The organism is Streptosporangium sp. NPDC003464, from assembly GCF_053588315.1.
Genome location: NZ_JBSFPS010000228.1, coordinates 1 through 16,960, shown reverse-complemented (window position 1 = coordinate 16,960; position 16,960 = coordinate 1). Strand labels below are relative to the sequence as shown.

The 16,960-nt window shown below is 71.0% G+C and carries 16 protein-coding genes and 1 tRNA gene; 15 read left to right on the top strand and 2 right to left on the bottom strand.

The genetic code is table 11. The annotated features are described in order from the left end of the window. The first annotated feature begins 215 nt into the window (after window positions 1–215). Genes ACWDS7_RS36440 through ACWDS7_RS36430 form a run of 3 tightly spaced genes read left to right on the top strand, consistent with a single transcriptional unit; the run spans window position 216 to window position 3,864 of the window. Window positions 216–2,405 (top strand): ATP-binding protein, encoded by a 2,190-nt coding sequence (locus ACWDS7_RS36440; RefSeq protein WP_451932958.1) that lies wholly within the window; start codon window positions 216–218, stop codon window positions 2,403–2,405. 24 nt (window positions 2,406–2,429) lie between these two features. After that, the gene (locus ACWDS7_RS36435) at window positions 2,430–3,086 is read left to right on the top strand and encodes an RNA polymerase sigma factor (RefSeq protein WP_451932957.1); all 657 of its coding nucleotides are present in this window, start codon (window positions 2,430–2,432) and stop codon (window positions 3,084–3,086) included. Beyond that, window positions 3,073–3,864, top strand: coding sequence for a hypothetical protein (locus ACWDS7_RS36430; RefSeq protein WP_451932956.1), 792 nt, complete (start codon window positions 3,073–3,075; stop codon window positions 3,862–3,864). The genes ACWDS7_RS36435 and ACWDS7_RS36430 overlap by 14 nt, the downstream gene beginning before the upstream one ends. On the opposite strand, the gene ACWDS7_RS36425 is transcribed toward ACWDS7_RS36430, so the two are convergent. Then, entirely contained in the window at window positions 3,853–4,872 is a 1,020-nt protein-coding gene (locus ACWDS7_RS36425) for an adenosine deaminase (RefSeq protein ID WP_451932955.1), read from the bottom strand. The two genes, ACWDS7_RS36430 and ACWDS7_RS36425, sit on opposite strands and share 12 nt — an antisense overlap. Before the next feature lie 211 nt (window positions 4,873–5,083). Between ACWDS7_RS36425 and ACWDS7_RS36420 the strand changes: the two genes are divergently transcribed. Beyond that, window positions 5,084–7,042 carry an ATP-binding protein gene (locus ACWDS7_RS36420; RefSeq protein WP_451932954.1) on the top strand — a complete coding sequence of 653 codons (1,959 nt, stop codon included), beginning with the start codon at window positions 5,084–5,086 and terminating at the stop codon, window positions 7,040–7,042. Window positions 7,043–7,187: 145 nt separating this feature from the next. Here the strand turns inward: ACWDS7_RS36420 and ACWDS7_RS36415 are convergent, their stop codons facing one another. Continuing rightward, entirely contained in the window at window positions 7,188–8,393 is a 1,206-nt protein-coding gene (locus ACWDS7_RS36415; protein ID WP_451932953.1) for a pyridoxal phosphate-dependent aminotransferase, read from the bottom strand. Between the two features lie 255 nt (window positions 8,394–8,648). Between ACWDS7_RS36415 and ACWDS7_RS36410 the strand changes: the two genes are divergently transcribed. The 11 genes from ACWDS7_RS36410 to ACWDS7_RS36360 all read left to right on the top strand — a co-directional run bounded on the left by ACWDS7_RS36410 (window position 8,649) and on the right by ACWDS7_RS36360 (window position 16,385). Continuing rightward, window positions 8,649–8,721, top strand: a tRNA-Trp gene (locus ACWDS7_RS36410). A gap of 76 nt (window positions 8,722–8,797) precedes the next feature. Further along, window positions 8,798–9,046, top strand: coding sequence for a preprotein translocase subunit SecE (gene secE, locus ACWDS7_RS36405; RefSeq protein ID WP_306859662.1), 249 nt, complete (start codon window positions 8,798–8,800; stop codon window positions 9,044–9,046). Between the two features lie 67 nt (window positions 9,047–9,113). Beyond that, on the top strand, window positions 9,114–9,932 hold the full coding sequence (gene nusG, locus ACWDS7_RS36400; RefSeq protein WP_451932952.1) for a transcription termination/antitermination protein NusG: 819 nt from the start codon (window positions 9,114–9,116) through the stop codon (window positions 9,930–9,932). Between the two features lie 116 nt (window positions 9,933–10,048). Then, a complete protein-coding gene (gene rplK, locus ACWDS7_RS36395; protein ID WP_012887815.1) occupies window positions 10,049–10,480 on the top strand; it encodes a 50S ribosomal protein L11 in 432 nt (143 codons plus the stop codon). 181 nt (window positions 10,481–10,661) lie between these two features. Further along, on the top strand, window positions 10,662–11,375 hold the full coding sequence (rplA, locus tag ACWDS7_RS36390) for a 50S ribosomal protein L1 (protein WP_306859655.1): 714 nt from the start codon (window positions 10,662–10,664) through the stop codon (window positions 11,373–11,375). Window positions 11,376–11,517: 142 nt separating this feature from the next. Then, a complete protein-coding gene (locus ACWDS7_RS36385) occupies window positions 11,518–12,351 on the top strand; it encodes a LolA-like protein (protein WP_306859653.1) in 834 nt (277 codons plus the stop codon). Between the two features lie 284 nt (window positions 12,352–12,635). Continuing rightward, the gene (rplJ, locus tag ACWDS7_RS36380) at window positions 12,636–13,160 is read left to right on the top strand and encodes a 50S ribosomal protein L10 (RefSeq protein WP_306859651.1); all 525 of its coding nucleotides are present in this window, start codon (window positions 12,636–12,638) and stop codon (window positions 13,158–13,160) included. Window positions 13,161–13,244: 84 nt separating this feature from the next. After that, entirely contained in the window at window positions 13,245–13,637 is a 393-nt protein-coding gene (gene rplL / locus ACWDS7_RS36375) for a 50S ribosomal protein L7/L12 (protein ID WP_306859649.1), read from the top strand. Window positions 13,638–13,949: 312 nt separating this feature from the next. Then, the gene (locus ACWDS7_RS36370; protein WP_306859647.1) at window positions 13,950–14,951 is read left to right on the top strand and encodes an ABC transporter ATP-binding protein; all 1,002 of its coding nucleotides are present in this window, start codon (window positions 13,950–13,952) and stop codon (window positions 14,949–14,951) included. A gap of 412 nt (window positions 14,952–15,363) precedes the next feature. After that, window positions 15,364–15,873, top strand: a complete 510-nt coding sequence (locus tag ACWDS7_RS36365) for a hypothetical protein (protein ID WP_306859645.1) — start codon at window positions 15,364–15,366, stop codon at window positions 15,871–15,873. Further along, the gene (locus tag ACWDS7_RS36360) at window positions 15,870–16,385 is read left to right on the top strand and encodes a hypothetical protein (RefSeq protein ID WP_451932951.1); all 516 of its coding nucleotides are present in this window, start codon (window positions 15,870–15,872) and stop codon (window positions 16,383–16,385) included. Before ACWDS7_RS36365 ends, ACWDS7_RS36360 begins: the two co-directional genes overlap by 4 nt. Window positions 16,386–16,960: the final 575 nt, after the last annotated feature.

The following is a 16,960-nucleotide window of genomic DNA, read 5'->3' as shown; positions in this document are numbered from 1 at the left end:
GGGCCGAGACTCCCGGCCGGGCGGCCCGGCCGCCTTTGAGCGGCAAACTCTGACGATTCGGAAATTCCACCGCGCACGGGAGGAACTTCGGCCTTGGGGCGGCGGTGAGTTTTGCACTCGGGAAGAAGTAAACCCCACCCGCGAGAGGGAGGCTGACCGGTCCGTGACCCTGACGGGGTGCGATTTCCACAGAAGAGTGGAAGGAGCACGAACCGATGGAACGGAACCCATGGTGGCGCGGGAACCTCCCCGCGGAGACGACTGGCCTCGTCGGCCGTGAGAGCGAGATCCGGGAGCTGCTGAAGCTCCTGGCCGAGACGTCGCTGGTCACGGTCACCGGCGCCGGAGGCGTCGGCAAGTCACGGGTCGCGGTGAGGGCGGCGGAGGAATGCCAGGGCTCCTACCCGGACGGCGCCTGGCTGGTGGAGCTGTCCGGCGAACGCGACGGCGACCTGCTCGCCCACATCGTCGCGGCCGCCCTGGGGCTGCGCGAGCAGTCGGCCCGCCCCGGGGGCGAGGTGCTGGCCGAATTCCTCGCGGGCAAGAACCTCCTGCTGATCCTGGACGGCTGCGAGCATCTCCCGGACGCCTGCCGCGACCTCGTCGCCGCCGTCCTGGCCGGGGCGCCCGGCGTGCGGATCATCGTGACCTCCCGGCAGCCCCTCGGCCTTGCGTGGGAGGCGCTGCTGCCCGTCGGGCCGTTCGAGCCGCCGGCCCCCGACGCCGTGGGGCCGATGACGGACGACGCGCTCCGGCTCTTCCTCGACCGGGCCCGGGCCGCGGCCCCCGGCCTGGAGACGGACGGGGCGGCACTGATGTCCGCGGCCAGGATCTGCCGGCGGCTGGACGGCATCCCGCTCGCCGTCGAGCTGGCCGCCGGGCTGCTCCGGACGCTGCCGCTGGAACGGCTCGCGGGGCGGTCGGAGGAATGGTTCCGAGCGTCGCCGCCGGAGCGGCTCGCGGGGTGGTCCGAGGAGTGGCCGGGAGCGTCGCCGGTGGAGCGGCTCGCGGGGCGGTCGGAGGGGCGGCCCGGAGCGTCGCCGGTGGAGCGCCGGGGGGAGCGGCCCGGGGGACCGTACGACGACCGGGGGCCGCTGTCCCGCCCCGAGAGCCTGCACGCCACCCTGCGCACCGTGATCAGCTGGAGCCATGAGCTGTGCGGTCCCGGGGAGCGCCTGCTCTCGGCCCGGCTGTCGGTCTTCGCCGGAGACTTCGACGCCGAGGCCGCCGGGTGGGTGTGCGGCGACGGCCTGGCCGACGTGCCCGTTCTGCTGGCCGGCCTGGCGGACAGGGCGCTGCTCGCCCGGGTCCCCGGCGGCTACCGGCAGCCGGAGGCGGTCAAGGAGTACGGCCGGCGGCGGCTCGCCCGGCTCGGGGAGGAGGCCGGGCTGCTCCGCCGGCACCGCCGCTACCACCTCGACCTGGCACGCAGGGCCGACGCCGGCTGGTACGGCCCCGGGCAGGAAGGGTGGGCGGCCCGGCTGAGCTCCGCCGGCACCGATCTCCGCCGCGTGCTCGGCTCCGGCGACCCGTCGAGCCCGCTGTCCGTCGAGCTAGCCGGGAGGCTCTGGCCTCTCTGGCTCTGCCTGGGCCGGTCGGGTGAGGGCCGCCACCACATGGGACGGGTGATCGACGCCGCGCCCGGCACCGATCCCGGGCTGCCCAGGCTCCTGTGGGCCGACGGCTGCGTGGCCATCGCCGAGGGGGACCTGGAGCGAGGCCGCCGCCGGCTGGAGGCGGCCCTGTCGGCCGCCCTCGACGGGGACGACCACACGGCGGCCGGGCACGCCCGGCTCCAACTGGCCGTCCACGCCCTGTCCGTCGGCGCCTTCGACGAGGTGGAACCCGGCATCGAGCGCGCCCGTGAGTGTTTCCGCAGGGCCGGCCGGGCGACCGTCGGCGAGCCGCTCGCCCTGGTGACCCTGGCGATGGCGGTCACCTGGCGCGGCGAGTTCGCCAGGGCCGTCTCCATGTTGGAGGAGGTGCAGCGGCTCTGCGACGCCAGAGGCGAGCGCTGGGCCCGCGCCTGCGGTGACTACGTGCTGTCCATCGCGCGGCTCGGCCTCGGCCGGGCGGCCGGGGCCGCGGCGGCGGCCAGGCAGTCGCTCGACGTCAAGTGGCGGCTGCGCGACACGGCCGGCGTGGCGCTGGCCGTCGACCAGCTCGCGGTGATCGCCGCGGTCGAGGGGGACGGCTACCGCACGGCCCGCCTCCAGGGCACGGGAGCGCGGCTGCGGGCCGTCTCCGGGCTGCGGAGGGCCGGCTGCCCGCAGGGCATGTCGGAGCCGGGGACGGTCGCCGAGCGCACGGCCAGGCAACTGCTCGGCGATGACGCCTACGACGCGGCCTTCGCCGAGGGCCACGACGACGACCCCGGCTCCGCGGTGGCCTACGCCCTCGCCTGACAGAGCCCACCACGGCCCGAGCCCGTGGACCGGCCCCCAGGTCGGCCGTGGTCCGGGACTCCGGCCGGGAGCTCCTGCCCGGGGGCTTCCCCCCGGGCGTCGCCGTGCGGTGGAATCTCTCACGACACCGCGAAGGAGCCCCCGACGGACGACGACGAGGCGATCGCCCGCTCCCTGACCGGTGACCTGGACGCCTACGAGGTGCTGGTCACCCGCTACAGCGCGCTCGCGCACCGCACGGCGGCGATGCTCGGCGCCGCCGACGAGGCCGAGGACGTGGTCCAGGAGGCGTTCGTCAAGGCATACCGCCACCTGGCCGGCTTCCGCCGCGAGGCGCCGTTCCGGCCCTGGCTGCTGCGGATCGTGGCCAACGAGACCCACAACCTGACCCGTTCGCGGGGCCGCCGGGCCGAGCTGGCCGTGAAGCTGACCGAGCTGGACCCACCCGGGGTGGAGGACCCGCAGGACGTGGCGGTCGCCACCGACCGGCGGACCCGGCTCCTCGACATGGTCCGTACGCTTCCCGAGCGGGAACGTGAGGTCGTCGTCTGCCGGTATTTCCTGCAACTGTCGGAGGCCGAGACCGCCCAGGTGCTCGACCTCCCGGTCGGCACCGTCAAGTCGCGGGCCTTCCGCGGCCTGAAGCGTCTGCGTGAGGAGGTGGGCCGTGACCTCGCCTGACGACCTCGAAGCCCGGCTCCTCGCCCTCGGCGAGTCCGTCGACGTCCCGGCCCCGCCCCCCGCCGGGGTGGCGCGGGCCGTACGGGCGCGTCTGGAGGCCCTCCCCGCCGCCGACCGCCACCCCGTGCCCGCCCCGCCCACCGCGCCGGTACGGCGGGCACGGCGGGCATGGCGGGTGCTGCGGCCCGGCGGTCACCTGCGGCGGCGGGCGATCGTCTCCGCTGTCGCGATCCTCCTCGCCCTGTTCCTCGGGGGGACCCCGGTGGGGCGGGCCGCGGTGACGCAGGTCCTGCGGTTCGCCGGGGTGGAGCTGGAGATCGGTGCCCCCGGGCCGCTGCCGTCCGGGCTGCCGGAGCCGCTGCCGGGGGAGCGGCGGGTCACCCTGGAGCAGGCCCGGGAGCAGGCGGCGTTCCCGATCTCCGTCCCGGCCGGGCTGGGCGAGCCCCGCGAGGTCAGGGTGGGCGACGGAGGCCGGGTCGTGTCGCTGCTGTGGCCGGGTGTCAGGCTCGACGAATACGACGGCACGCTCCAGGTCGTCTTCCGCAAGGAGCTGGGTCCGCCCTGGCCGGAGGAGGTCCCGGTGGCGGGTGCCTCCCGGGGACAGTGGATCCAGGCCCGCCACGGCCTGAGCTACCTGCCCCGGGACGGCGGCCAGGCCTCGGTCCGCCCCCGCACGGCAGGCCCCACGCTCATCTGGCAGGAAGGACGGACCGGCCTGCGCCTGGAGGGCGTCGACGATCTCCAGCGGGCCCTGGAGATCGCCGGCTCAGTCCGCTGACGCCAGCCACTCGTCGATCTCCTTGAACAGCTCCCGGCGGACCTGCTCCGGGGCCGTCGACGCCCGGATCGACTGCCGGGCCAGCTCGGCGAGCTCCGCGTCGTCGAAGCCGTACACCTGCCGGGCCAGCTCGTACTGCGGCAGCAGCCGGGCGCCGAACAGCAACGGGTCGTCGGCGCCCAGCGCGATCGGCACACCGGCGTCGAACAGCCGCCGCAGCGGCACGTCCTCGGCCCGCTCGGCCACCCCCAGCCCGACGTTGGAGGTGGGGCAGACCTCACAGGTGATCCGCCGTTCGGCGAGGAGCTCCATCAGCCGCGGCGACTCGGCCGCCCGCACGCCGTGTCCCACCCGGTCGGCGCCCAGCACCTCGACGCACTCGGCCACGCTGGCGGCGCCCAGCAGCTCCCCGCCGTGCGGTACGGCCAGCAGCCCGGCCCGTTTCGCGAGCCGGAAGGCCCCGTCGAAGTCACGGGCCCGGCCGCGGCGCTCGTCGTTGGAGAGCCCGAAACCGACCACGCCGTGGTCCATGTACTGCGTGGCGAGGCGGGCCAGCGTCTTGGCGTCCAGCGGGTGCCGGGTCCGGTTGGCGGCCACCACGACCGCGATCCCTATCCCCGCGTAGCCGGCCGCCTTGTCCGCGGCGTCGAGCATCAGCTCCAGGGCCGGGGTGAGCCCGCCGAACCGCTGGGCGTATCCCGAAGGGTCCACCTGGATCTCCAGCCAGCGGGACCCCTCGGCGGCCTCGTCCTCGGCGGCCTCGCGCACCAGCCGGTAGACGTCTTCCTCCCGCTGCAGGACCGCCCGCGCGATGTCGTAGAGCCGCTGGAAGCGGAACCAGCCGCGCTCGTCGGTCGCCCGCAACCTGGGCGGCCAGTCCTCCTTCAGCGAGTCCGGCAGGTGCAGGCCGTGCTCCTGGGCGAGCTCGATCAGGGTGGAGTGCCGCATCGAGCCGGTGAAGTGCAGATGCAGGTGGGCCTTGGGCAGTTCGCTGAGGGGACGTGGCATTTCCATATGGTGCCGTACGGCCGGCACCGGCGGTCACAGTTGGCCCCAACCCGCCGACGACCCGTCGGCGCGCCCGCGCCGGGGAGCCCCGGCCGGCACGTGTTCCTGACTGGCGGCGTGACCCGGGGAAATGTGGCAGATGGGGTACCAGCCGACCGTTCCGCCATGCGACCGTAGGGGCACGTGTAGTCAGTACGGAGCTGGGGCTGCGATGAGAGCGGATGTCTTCGTCGGCAGGCAGGCAGAGCTGGCCGAGGTCTCCGCCCTGCTGGGAAGGGCGCGTCACGTCACGCTGACCGGCACCGCGGGGGTGGGCAAGACCCGCCTCGCGCTGAGCCTGGCCCGGACCCTCGGAGCGGAGTTTCCCGGCGGCGTCCACGTCGCAGACCTGTCCGACACCCCCGCGGACCTCGCCTCGCTGGCCGAGACGCTCGCGGACGCGGCCGGCGCCGACCGGCGGCCGGGCGAGCCGGCGCTGGCGGCGCTGGTCGGCCGGCTCGCCCCGCGCCGGAGCCTGGTCGTCCTCGACGGCTGCGACCGCGCCGTCGGCGCGGCGGGCATCCTGGTCGGCCTGCTGCTGCGCTCCGTCGAGGGACTGCGGGTCCTGGTCACCAGCCGGCAGCGGCTCGGGCTCCCCGGCGAGCACCTCTACCAGGTCGGCGGCCTGCCGACGGCCGACGCCGTACACCTGCTCGCCGTCCTCGCCGACAGGAGGCTCGACGGCGTCGACGCGGCGGCGCTCTGCGAACGGCTCGACAACCTGCCCCTGGCGATCGAGCTCGCCGCCGCCGCCCCAGACCCCGCCGCCGCCGACGTGTTCGCCACCGCCTCCGACGGCCGGCGGCACGGCTCCATGCGCGCCGCCTACGGCTGGAGCCACGAGCTGTGCGGCCCGCAGGAGCGCCTGCTGTGGGCCAGGGCGTCGGTCTTCCCCGACACCTTCGACCTCGAAGCCGCCGAGGACGTCTGCACCGCCGACGGACTCGACGCCGGCGAGGTCCTCGACACCCTGCTCGGCCTGATCGACAAGTCCGTCCTCGCCCGCGAGGAGGGGGAGTTCGACGTCCGCTACCGCCTGCCGGGCACCGCCCGCGCGTTCGGCGCCGTCTGGCTGGAGCGGCTCGGCGAGACCGGCGAGACGCGCCGGCGCCACCGCGACCACTTCCTCGGCCGGTCCAGCCGCGCCGAGCTGGACGGGGAGCACCTCCAGCTGGAGCGGTACCGGCGGCTGGCGGCGGAGACCGGCAACATGCGCGCGGCCATCGAATACTGCTACTCCCGGCCGGAGGAGCACCGCAAGGGCCTCGACATGGCCGGCAACCTGTGGTCGCTGTGGACGCGCTGCGGCATGCACGCCCTGGGCGACGAGCTTCTCCGGCGCGGGCTGGACCTCGACCCCGCCCCCGGTCCCGAGCGGCTCAAGGCGCTTCTGGCGCACGCCTGGCTGTCGATCCGGCGCGGTGAGCCCGAACGCGCGGAGCGCATCCTCGCCGAGTGCGTCGCCGCGGACGCCGACGGACACGCCGCGGCCTACGTCAGCCAGTTCCGGTCCCACCTGGCGGTGCTGCGGGGCGAGGTGGGCGAGGCCCTGCGGCACATCAGGCACGCCCGCGGGCGGCACCGCTCGACCGGCGACTTCTTCCCCGGATTCCTGCCCACCTACACGGTCATGGCCACCGCCATGATGCTCGAAGGCAATCACGGACAGGCCGTGTCCGTCCTGCAGGAGGGACGCGACCTCTGCGAATCCTGCGGCGACCAGTGGACCCTCATCCGCCTGAACCTCCTCCTGGGCCAGGTGGAGCACCTGCTCGGCAACAGCGTCGAGGCCGCCGCCGCCATCCGTGACGCCCTCCTCGGCGCCCAGCTGTTCGGCGACACCTTCTCCATGCTGGAGGGGCTGGAGCTGTCCGCCGTGATCGCCGAGTCCTCCGGTGTGGACGACACGTTCGCCGCCCTCCTGCTCGGCGCGGCCGACGCCGCCTGGCGGAGCGCCGAGGTGTCGCCCAGCCGCTCACCCATGCTCGCGAGCCTGCTGCGCGTCGCCAAGCTGAGGCTGCGCGGGCGCATGGGCAGGACGGAGTTCGAGCGGCTGGCCAGGGTGGGGTCCTCGATCGGCCTGCAGACCGCCGTGGAGCGCGCGCTCCAGGAGACCTTCTCCCGGTTCTGACCCGCACGGGGAGCCCGCCCCGGGGGCGGCCCCCGTCGGCCCTGTCGGGCGGCGGGCCCCACGCGTGCGCCGGGGGCCGTGGCCGTACACGAGGAAAGGCCCGGGCGCGGGCCCGGGCCTTTCCTCGTGGAGACGTGCCCGGGGGCTAGCGGGCGCCGCCCAGGAACTTGGCCACCCGGCTGACGCCCTCGACGAGGTCCTCGTCGCCCAGCGCGTAGGACAGGCGGAAGTAGCCCGGGGTGCCGAAGGCCTCGCCGGGGACGAGGGCGACCTCGGCCTCTTCGAGGATCAGCTCGGCGAGCTCGGCGGAGGTCTGCGGGCGCCTGCCGCCGAAGTCCTTGCCCAGCAGCTCCTTGACCGACGGGTAGGCGTAGAAGGCGCCCTTCGGCTCGGGGCAGAGCACGCCCGGGATCTCGTTCAGCATGCGGACCATGGTCTGGCGGCGGCGGTCGAAGGCATCGCGCATCTTCGCCACGGCCGACAGGTCGCCGCTGACGGCGGCCAGGGCGGCGGCCTGGGCGACGTTGGCGACGTTGGAGGTGGCGTGCGACTGCAGGTTGGTCGCCGCCTTGACGACGTCCTTGGGGCCGATCAGCCAGCCCACCCGCCAGCCGGTCATCGCGTAGGTCTTGGCGACGCCGTTGAGGACGACGACCCTGTCGCCCAGCTCGGGCACGACGGTGGCGATGCTGGCGAAGGTCGCGCCGCCGTAGGTGAGGTGCTCGTAGATCTCGTCGGTGACGACCCACAGGTCGTGCTCGGCGGCCCAGCGGCCGACCGCCTCGACCTGCTCGGGGGTGTAGACCGCGCCGGTCGGGTTGGACGGCGAGACGAACAGCAGGACCTTCGTGCGCTCGGTGCGGGCCGCTTCGAGCTGCTCCACGCTCGCGAGATAGCCGGTGGTCTCGTCGGTCACGACGTCGACCTGGACGCCGCCGGCCAGCTTGATGGCCTCGGGGTAGGTCGTCCAGTAGGGGGCGATGACCAGGACCTCGTCACCCGGGTCCAGCAGCGTGGCGAACGCCTCGTAGACGGCCTGCTTGCCGCCGTTGGTGACCAGGACCTGGGCGGCGTCGACCTGGTAGCCGGAGTCGCGGAGCGTCTTGTCGGCGATGGCCTGCTTCAGCTCCGGCAGGCCGCCGGCCGGCGTGTACTTGTGGAACTTGGGGTTCCGGCACGCCTCGACGGCCGCCTCGACGATGTAGTCGGGAGTCGGGAAGTCCGGCTCGCCGGCGCCGAAGCCGATGACCGGGCGGCCCGCCGCCTTCATCGCCTTGGCCTTGGCGTCCACGGCGAGCGTGGCGGACTCGGAGATCGCGGAGATACGCGCTGAGATGCGAGGACGGGTCATGCCTCCATGGTTACAGACCTGTGGCTCTGTTTCCGCCGCTTATCCAGGATGTGGACGAGTCATCAGCAGGCCGTACAAGAGGGTTAAAGAGGCGGTAATCCGGGAGGCGACCGGGACGGATCGCCACCGGTTCGACGTGGAGGCCATTCCCACGTAGACTCCGCATGGTCTTCCCGCCGTATGCGTGAATCGGCGGTCAAGACCGTGAGCCACGGACAAACCTCGGTCCAACCGATGTATGGTGGTTCATGTCTTAGGGCACTAGCGCAATTGGTAGCGCACCGGTCTCCAAAACCGGCGGTTGGGGGTTCGAGTCCCTCGTGCCCTGCGAGGAGCGGTCCGCGCATCAGGGCGTCTAGCGCGCCGCAGACATGCGTTGGATACGACCGGATCAGGTGAGGACTGTGGCGATCGACACGCGCGGCGAAACCGCAGACAAGCCGAGCGGTGAGAAGAAGGCGAAGCGCACTTCTCCCGCCCTTTTCTACCGGCAGGTTGTCGCTGAGCTGCGCAAGGTCATCTGGCCTACGCGTAAGGACCTGATTTCCTACACCATAATCGTGCTGGTCTTCGTTCTACTCATGGTCGGGATCGTGGCTGGGCTCGACGCGGTGTTCACCGAGGGCGTCCTGCGGATCTTCGGCGGAGCCTGAGCCGCCATCCGGCGTGTCCTCCCGCGGTAAGTCCATCAGCCCATCGACGGAAAGAGAATGAGTCACCGTGTCCGAGTCTTCACACCCGGCCGGCGAGCCCCGCGAGGAGCGGGCGGGCGAGCCGGAAGAGGTCATCGACGCTGCGGAGGACTCGCTCGCCGAGTCCGACGACTTTGACGTCGATGCCGACGCCGAGGCCGAGGACGAAGAGGCCCCGGCCGACGCCGTCGACGAGGCCGAAGAGGCCGAAGAGGTCCCGGCGGACGACGTCGACGAGGACGGTGACGTCCTCCCCGACGTCGACCCGGTCGAGGAGTTCAAGCGCCATCTGCGGAGCCAGTTCGGCGAGTGGTACGTCATCCACTCCTACGCCGGCTACGAGAACCGCGTGAAGTCCAACATCGAGACCCGCACGCAGTCCCTCAACATGGAGGACTACATCTTCCAGGTCGAGGTGCCCACCCACCACGTGACCGAGGTGAAGAGCGGCAAGCGCCAGCTCGTCAAGGAGCGGGTGCTGCCCGGCTACGTGCTGGTCCGGATGGACCTCACCGACGAGTCCTGGTCCGCGGTGCGCAACACGCCCGGTGTCACCGGCTTCGTCGGCCTGTCCAACAAGCCGAGCCCGCTGAGCCTCGAAGAGGTCGCCAAGCTGCTCGCGCCGGAGCCGTCCGAGGAAGCCAAGAAGTCCACCACCAAGGCCACCGCCGCCACCGTCGACTTCGAGGTCGGCGAGTCGGTCACGGTCATGGACGGCCCGTTCGCCACGCTGCCCGCCACGGTCAGCGAGATCAGCGCCGAGTCGCAGAAGCTCAAGGTGCTGGTGTCGATCTTCGGTCGTGAGACCCCGGTTGAGCTCTCGTTCAACCAGGTCTCGAAGATCTGACCCGGTCACATAAACTAAGACGTTCGGCGGCCGTGCTTCGCGTAGCGCGGCCTGCCGACATGCTCCCCGTGTCTGCGTGGGAGCCGCATCACCCCGATTAGGACCCGGAGAGAACCATGCCTCCTAAGAAGAAGATTGCGGCACTGGTCAAGGTCCAGCTTCCCGCTGGCCAGGCCACGCCCGCTCCGCCGGTCGGTACCGCCCTCGGTCCGCACGGCGTCAACATCATGGACTTCGTGAAGCAGTACAACGCTGCCACCGAGGCCCAGCGCGGCAACATCATCCCCGTTGAGATCACCATCTTCGAGGACCGCACCTTCACCTTCGTCACGAAGACGCCCCCGGCGCCTGAGCTGATCAAGAAGGCCGCCGGTGTGGCGAAGGGCTCGCCCGTCCCGCAGAAGGACAAGGTCGGCAAGCTCACCAAGGAGCAGCTGCGCCAGATCGCCGAGACCAAGATGCAGGACCTCAACGCCAACGACATCGAGGCGGCCGAGAAGATCATCGCCGGCACCGCCCGGTCGATGGGCATCACGATCGCCGACTAGTCGGAGAGCGGCGAGCCGGGCCCGGCGGCGAGCACGCGGATGCGAGACATGATCCGCGTGACCGGCGGGGGTCCGACAGCGGACGCGGCAGTGAGCGCGTCCGGCACCACAACCTCGAAGTAAGTGGAGGGGTCAGGCGCTGGCCCGCACCACGAACACTCGGATCCACAGGAGTGATCAAGTGAAGCGCAGCAAGGCTTTCCGCAACGCGGCGGAGAAGATCGACAACGAGAGCCTCTACAGCCCGGCCGAGGCGGCCAAGCTGGCCAAGGAGACCTCGGTCACCAAGTTCGACGCCACCGTCGAGGTCGCCCTGCGACTCGGCGTCGACCCCCGCAAGGCGGACCAGATGGTGCGTGGCACCGTCAACCTCCCGCACGGCACCGGTAAGACCGCCCGGGTCCTGGTCTTCGCGACCGGTGACCGTGCCGAGGAGGCCCGCGCGGCGGGCGCCGACATCGTCGGTGCCGACGAGCTGATCGATGAGGTCGCCAAGGGCCGTCTCGACTTCGACGCCGTCGTCGCCACCCCGGACCTCATGGGCAAGGTCGGCCGCCTGGGCCGCGTGCTCGGTCCGCGTGGTCTGATGCCCAACCCCAAGACCGGCACGGTGACCCCGGCCGTCGGCAAGGCCGTCACCGACATCAAGGGCGGCAAGATCGAGTTCCGTGTCGACCGGCACGCGAACCTGCACTTCATCATCGGCAAGGTGTCGTTCGGTGAGCGCCAGCTCATCGAGAACTACGCCGCCGCCCTCGACGAGGTGCTGCGTCTCAAGCCGTCGGCGGCCAAGGGCCGTTACATCAAGAAGGTCTCCTTCTCCACGTCCATGGGCCCGGGCATCCCGGTCGACCCGAACGTGACGCGGGCGATGACCGCCGAGCTCGACGCCTGATACCAGACGTCCCCGTAAGAGGGCCTCAACCGAATGGCCATTCGGTTGAGGCCCTTCTTCGTTCTCCCGGAGGACGCGCGCCGCGCGCCTGCCACGTAGTGTCGTAGACACGTTGATCGGGGGATACGAAGGGGTGAGACGGATGCGCCGATTGGCTCCCGCACTGGCACTGGGAGCGGCCGCGCTGGTCGCGGTCACGGGATGTGGTGCGCAGGACGGCACCGCATCCCTGGGAAAGGTCAAGCTCGCCGCCGCCGAGGCGGTGCAGCAGAGCGCGCAGCGGGCCGGGGAGGTCACCTCCTACTCGGCGGACCTGGTGCTCGACGCCACCGGCGGGGACAAGGGTGCGAGCAAGGTCCAGGGCAGCCTGCTCTACCAGAGCAAGCCCGACCTGGCGACCGACATCAAGCTGGACACGATCACCTTCGGCGGGCAGAACGTGCCTGGTGGCGCGCGGGCGATCCTGTCCGGTGACACCGTTTACGTGAAGTCGGAGCTGATCAACAAGTTCGCGGGCGCGACCAAGCCGTGGATCAAGGTGTCGCTCGCCGAGCTCGACGCCCAGGAGCAGGCCGAGGTCAAGGACGTGATGGCCCAGGTCCAGCAGTTCGACCTGGCGGGCACCGTCAAGTTGCTGACGGCGTCGAAGGACGTCAAGGCGGTCGGCACCGAGACGGTCGGCGGGGTGGAGACGACCCACTACAGCGGCACCTTCCCGGTGGCGGAGGCCGCGCAGCTGGTCGACCCGGCCGAGCGTGAGCAGCTCCAGGAGGAGCTCTCGCGGGTCAAGGACGTCAAGTTCGACCTGTGGTCCGACGCCGAGAACCTGCCCCGCAAGGTGACGCTGAGCGGCTCCGAGCAGGGTGCCACGTTCAACCTGGCGGCCTCCTTCAGGGGCTTCAACGAGCCCGTGCAGATCGCCGCGCCGCCCGCCGACCAGGTGGGCGACCTCCCGGACGGCCCCGCCGGAAACTGATCTCCGGCCACGGCCCGCGTCCCCGGCCCGGACGGCCGGGGACGCGGGTCGTCCTGCCCGATTTGGCATGCGGCCCGGCAGGCCGTATGCTGTCAACGCCGAAGACCGCCGGTCGTCGTCGGGCCTCATGGCCTGATGACCCAAGGATCCACGTCTGTGGACGGCCCGCGTAGGTGTGATGTGAGTTTCCATTTGGTCTGATCCTTATGTGAGCCCCGTGCGCCTGCGCCGGGGCTTGTCTGTGTTCATGGGCCTTTACCGGCGGCACATCTGGAAGGAGGCCCATGGCGAAGGCGGAAAAGGCAACGGCTGTAGCCGAGCTCAAGAGCAGCTTCGAAGGCTCTAGCGCTGCCGTTCTGACCGAGTACCGCGGTCTCACCGTCGCTCAGCTCAAGCAGCTGCGCGTCTCTCTCGGTGAGAATGCGAAGTTCGCCGTGGTGAAGAACACGCTGACCAAGATCGCGGCCAACGAGGCCGGGATCAACCAGCTCGACGACCTGCTCGCGGGTCCGTCGGCGATCGCGTTCGTCAACGGCGACGTGGTCGAGGCTGCCAAGAGTCTGCGTGACTTCGCCAAGGCCAATCCCCTCCTGGTCATCAAGGGTGGTGTCGTCGACGGCAAGTCGATGACCCCGGCCGAGATCAGCAAGCTTGCCGACCTTGAGTCGCGCGAGGTCCTCCTCGCGAAGCTGGCCGGTGCTCTGAAGGCGAAGCAGGGCCACGCGGCCGCCGTCTTCAACGCGCTGCCCACCAACATGGCTCAGCTGGCCGAGGCTCTGCGCGCCAAGCGCGAAGAGGCCGGCGAGTAGGTCCGCGCAAGCGGTCGTAGGGGATTAGCGCATACATACCGCGGTCCCAATTCTTAGTTGTTAGATCCATACGGAGGAACCACCATGGCGAAGCTCAGCACCGACGAGCTGCTCGACGCTTTCAAGGAGATGACCCTCCTTGAGCTGTCCGACTTCGTGAAGCTCTTCGAGGACACCTTCGACGTCAAGGCCGCCGCTCCGGTCGCCGTCGCCGCCGCCCCGGGTGTCGGTGGCGTTGCCGCCGCCGAGGAGGTCGAGGAGCAGGACGAGTTCGACGTCGTCCTCGAGGCCGCCGGTGACAAGAAGATCCAGGTCATCAAGGAGATCCGCGCTCTGACGAGCCTGGGCCTCAAGGAGGCCAAGGACCTCGTGGACGGCGCCCCCAAGCCCGTCTTCGACGGCAAGGTCAACAAGGAGCAGGCGGAGAAGGCCAAGGCCGCCCTCGAGGCCGCCGGCGCGACGGTCACCGTCAAGTAATTCGGCTTCACCGGAGAGAGCGGGTCCACCAGGTGCCGGTGGCCCGCTCTTTCTGTGTCCGCACGGGCGTGTCCCCTCCGAGGGGACACGCCCTTGCGTCGTCTCCACGGGCATGCTCGCGCGCCCGGCCGGCCGCCGCCGGTCACACGACTACTGTTGGACTCCGCGTCTCATAACCGTGCCGTAACGATCACGGGAACTTATTGGACCCTCTTCCAATCCGGGCGATCGTGGCTACGGTTGTGTCATCCGTAGGTGATTCCCCGTCAAGCCGCCGACCGGTCACGATCGGTGGCCTCCGGAGGGCGGCACGTGGGCGTCGAAGTCGTGGTCGAGGGCCTGACCAAGTCGTTTGGCAGGCAGGTCATCTGGGAGGACGTCACGCTGACCCTCCCCGCCGGAGAGATCTCGGTGCTGCTCGGCCCCTCGGGCACGGGCAAGTCCGTCTTCCTGAAGACCCTGGTCGGTCTCCTGAGGCCCGAACGCGGCCACATCTGGATCGACGGCCACGACCTGGCCAACTGCAGCGAGAACAAGCTCTACGAGCTCCGGAGGTTGTTCGGCGTCCTGTTCCAGGACGGAGCCCTGTTCGGCTCGCTCAACCTCTACGACAACATCGCCTTCCCGCTGCGTGAGCACACCAGGAGGAGCGAGGGCGAGATCCGCCGCATCGTGATGGAGAAGATGGACCTCGTCGGCCTGCTCGGCGCGGAGGCGAAACTCCCCGGCGAGATCTCCGGCGGCATGCGCAAGCGGGCCGGCCTGGCCCGGGCGCTCGTCCTCGACCCGGAGATCATCTTGGTCGACGAGCCCGACTCCGGCCTGGATCCGGTCCGCACGGCCTATCTGAACCAGCTCTTCGTCGATCTCAACGCGGAGACCGAGGCGACGTTCCTCATCGTCACCCACGACATCAACACCGCGCGCACGGTGCCCGACGACATCGGCCTGCTGTTCCGGCGGGAGCTGGTCATGTTCGGGCCGCGCGAGATGCTGCTCTCCAGTGACGAGCCCGTCGTGCGGCAGTTCCTCAACGCCCGCCGCCACGGGCCGATCGGCATGTCCGAGGAGAAGGACGTCTCCGAGCTGGAGGCGGAGGCGCAGATGGGGCACGACCCGGGCGGCCTGCCGCCGATCCCGCCGCAGCTCATGCCCAGCGCTGGCCGGATCCGGCGCACCCAGCGCCCGCCCGGCTCCTGGCTGGCGGCCAACGGCGTCATCCCGCCGCCGAACTCGTTCGTGGACGAGCGGGGCCGCAACTGGCTGGAGGAGTATCCCCGGCTCGTCGCGGCCCACGTCAACAGCGTGAGGTGACCCCGCCCCCGTGACAGGGCTCCTCCCGGCCGGAGGGGGCCGGAGAGGGCAGGAGCCCTCCCACCCCGGCCGGTGGAGTCCTTCCACCCCCTCCGGCGGGGGCTCTCCCGCAGAGTCCTCCCGGCTCGTACGGCGGAGCCCTTCCGTCCGCCCCGCGGGGGTCCTCCCGGTCCGTACGGCGGAGCCCTTCGGTCCCGCCTCGCGGAGGCTCTCCCGGTCCGTACGGCGGAGTCCTTCCGGTCCGTACGGCGGGCTCCGGGACCGGTGGAGCCGGAAACGGCTCCGGAAAGCCTCCTGTGGGTGATCCGCGCGGCGGGTTATGATCCGGCGACCGGGGGCTTACCGGTCTGGACGGCCGGCGCTGGGCGGTCGCCGGCCGGCGTTCCGGAGACCGTGCGACGGGAGACAACGCATGGCGGTGAAAGCTGCTCGGCCTCCTCGCCCGCTGAGGATCGCCGGACCGGCGCTGGGCGTGCTGATCGCGGTGCTTCTGGCCGCCGCCTTCTGGATCGGCGGGGACCTGCGTCAGGCCCAGGCGACCGCCGACGACCGCGAAGCGGCGGTCCAGGCGGCAGGCGCGCACGCGGTCGATCTGCTCTCGGTCAGCCATCCGAGCGTCGACGCGGACATCAAACGCATCCTCGACACCTCCACGGGGCCGGCCAAGGCGGAGTACGCCAGGAACCTCGCGGCGCTCAAGGAGACCACGCTCAAGGACAAGGTCGTCCAGACGGGCGCGCTGCGCGCCTGCGGCCTCGTCTCGCTGCGGGGGGACAGGGCCCAGGTGATGGCGGTGGGCGATGCGCTGATCCGCCGGGAGGGGAGCAAGGACGCGCCGCAGGAGCGGTTCTACCGGTGGAACATGGAAGTGACCAAGGTCGGAGGCGTCTGGCTCGTGTCGAAGGCGGAGTTGGTCCTGTGACGCGCCTGTCCCTGCTGGTGACGGGGGTGCTGACCGCGGTGGCGTTCGCGCTCGCGGCCGCCGTCTGGGTCATGTCCGCCGACCTCGGCCGGCTGCGCGAGGAGGAGGCCGACGGGCGCGAGGCGCTGGCGGCGGCGCGCCTGGTCGCCTCGGACATGTTGTCGTACGACTATCGTACGATCGAACAAGATTTCGCACGGGCCGGAGGCTACACCACCGGAGCCCTCACCGAGCACTACAAGAAGCTTGCCACGACCCTGGTGCCGCTGGCGAAACGGGAGCACATGGTGCAGCAGGTGACGGTGGCGGGGGCGGCGGTCGAGTCGGCCCGGTCCGGCCGGGTCGAGGTGCTGCTGTTCATGAACACCGGCACCGTGAAGACCCTCGCGGGGGAGAAGGAGCCGCGGCGCCAGGTCAGCCAGAACCGGGCCCGGCTGGTCATGGTCAGGAAGGGTTCGCGCTGGCTGGTGGCGGAGCTGTCCACGCTGCTCGGAGACCCTCCGCCGGGCTAGTGGGCGTGGCGGGTTACTCAATTGTTAGTAAAAACCATGTTTGGCCCTGGCAAGCCCCCGGGTACATCACCCATGGCAGTGTCGATCGTCAGCCGCTCCTCGGCTAGCGTTCGAACCGGCGTGTGACTGAGCGTTAGCCACACCAGGTCGCGGGTATCGTCTTGGATCCGGTGGTGTGCGCAGGTCACGTGGGGGGAAAACTCCCAGCGTCACGGCTGCTTCCCGGCCGAAATGTCGGGTCGCGGGCTTGACGTTTCGGCGCTGACGGGCGATGCTGCGACCAACGTGGAGCATGCAGCAAGACTGAAGTGGACAGGTGTATGCCGTTCGGCTACACTGCCCCTTTGCGCTGCCCTTTGACGACCCGCTTCTTTTGGTGCTCTGATGCATGGTCGTCTGGCGTGCGTGTAGTCAGTCCGCCGCGAGCCCTCGGAAGGACATCTGTTGGCAGCCTCGCGCAACGCCTCCGCCGTACCCGCTGGTCCCCGTCGTGTGTCTTTCGCACGAATTCAGGAGCCGCTCGAAGTTCCTGATCTTCTCGCTCTCCAGACCGAGTCCTTCGACTGGTTGCTCGG

Bases quoted from the DNA above. Each gene is read 5' to 3' on its own strand.
- ACWDS7_RS36425 (WP_451932955.1), bottom strand. From the start codon at position 4,872: ATGCCACGTCCCCTCAGCGAACTGCCCAAGGCCCACCTGCATCTGCAC.
- rplL (WP_306859649.1), top strand. From the start codon at position 13,245: ATGGCGAAGCTCAGCACCGACGAGCTGCTCGACGCTTTCAAGGAGATG.
- ACWDS7_RS36420 (WP_451932954.1), top strand. From the start codon at position 5,084: ATGAGAGCGGATGTCTTCGTCGGCAGGCAGGCAGAGCTGGCCGAGGTC.
- rplJ (WP_306859651.1), top strand. From the start codon at position 12,636: ATGGCGAAGGCGGAAAAGGCAACGGCTGTAGCCGAGCTCAAGAGCAGC.
- ACWDS7_RS36440 (WP_451932958.1), top strand. From the start codon at position 216: ATGGAACGGAACCCATGGTGGCGCGGGAACCTCCCCGCGGAGACGACT.
- ACWDS7_RS36385 (WP_306859653.1), top strand. From the start codon at position 11,518: ATGCGCCGATTGGCTCCCGCACTGGCACTGGGAGCGGCCGCGCTGGTC.
- rplK (WP_012887815.1), top strand. From the start codon at position 10,049: ATGCCTCCTAAGAAGAAGATTGCGGCACTGGTCAAGGTCCAGCTTCCC.
- ACWDS7_RS36415 (WP_451932953.1), bottom strand. From the start codon at position 8,393: ATGACCCGTCCTCGCATCTCAGCGCGTATCTCCGCGATCTCCGAGTCC.
- ACWDS7_RS36365 (WP_306859645.1), top strand. From the start codon at position 15,364: ATGGCGGTGAAAGCTGCTCGGCCTCCTCGCCCGCTGAGGATCGCCGGA.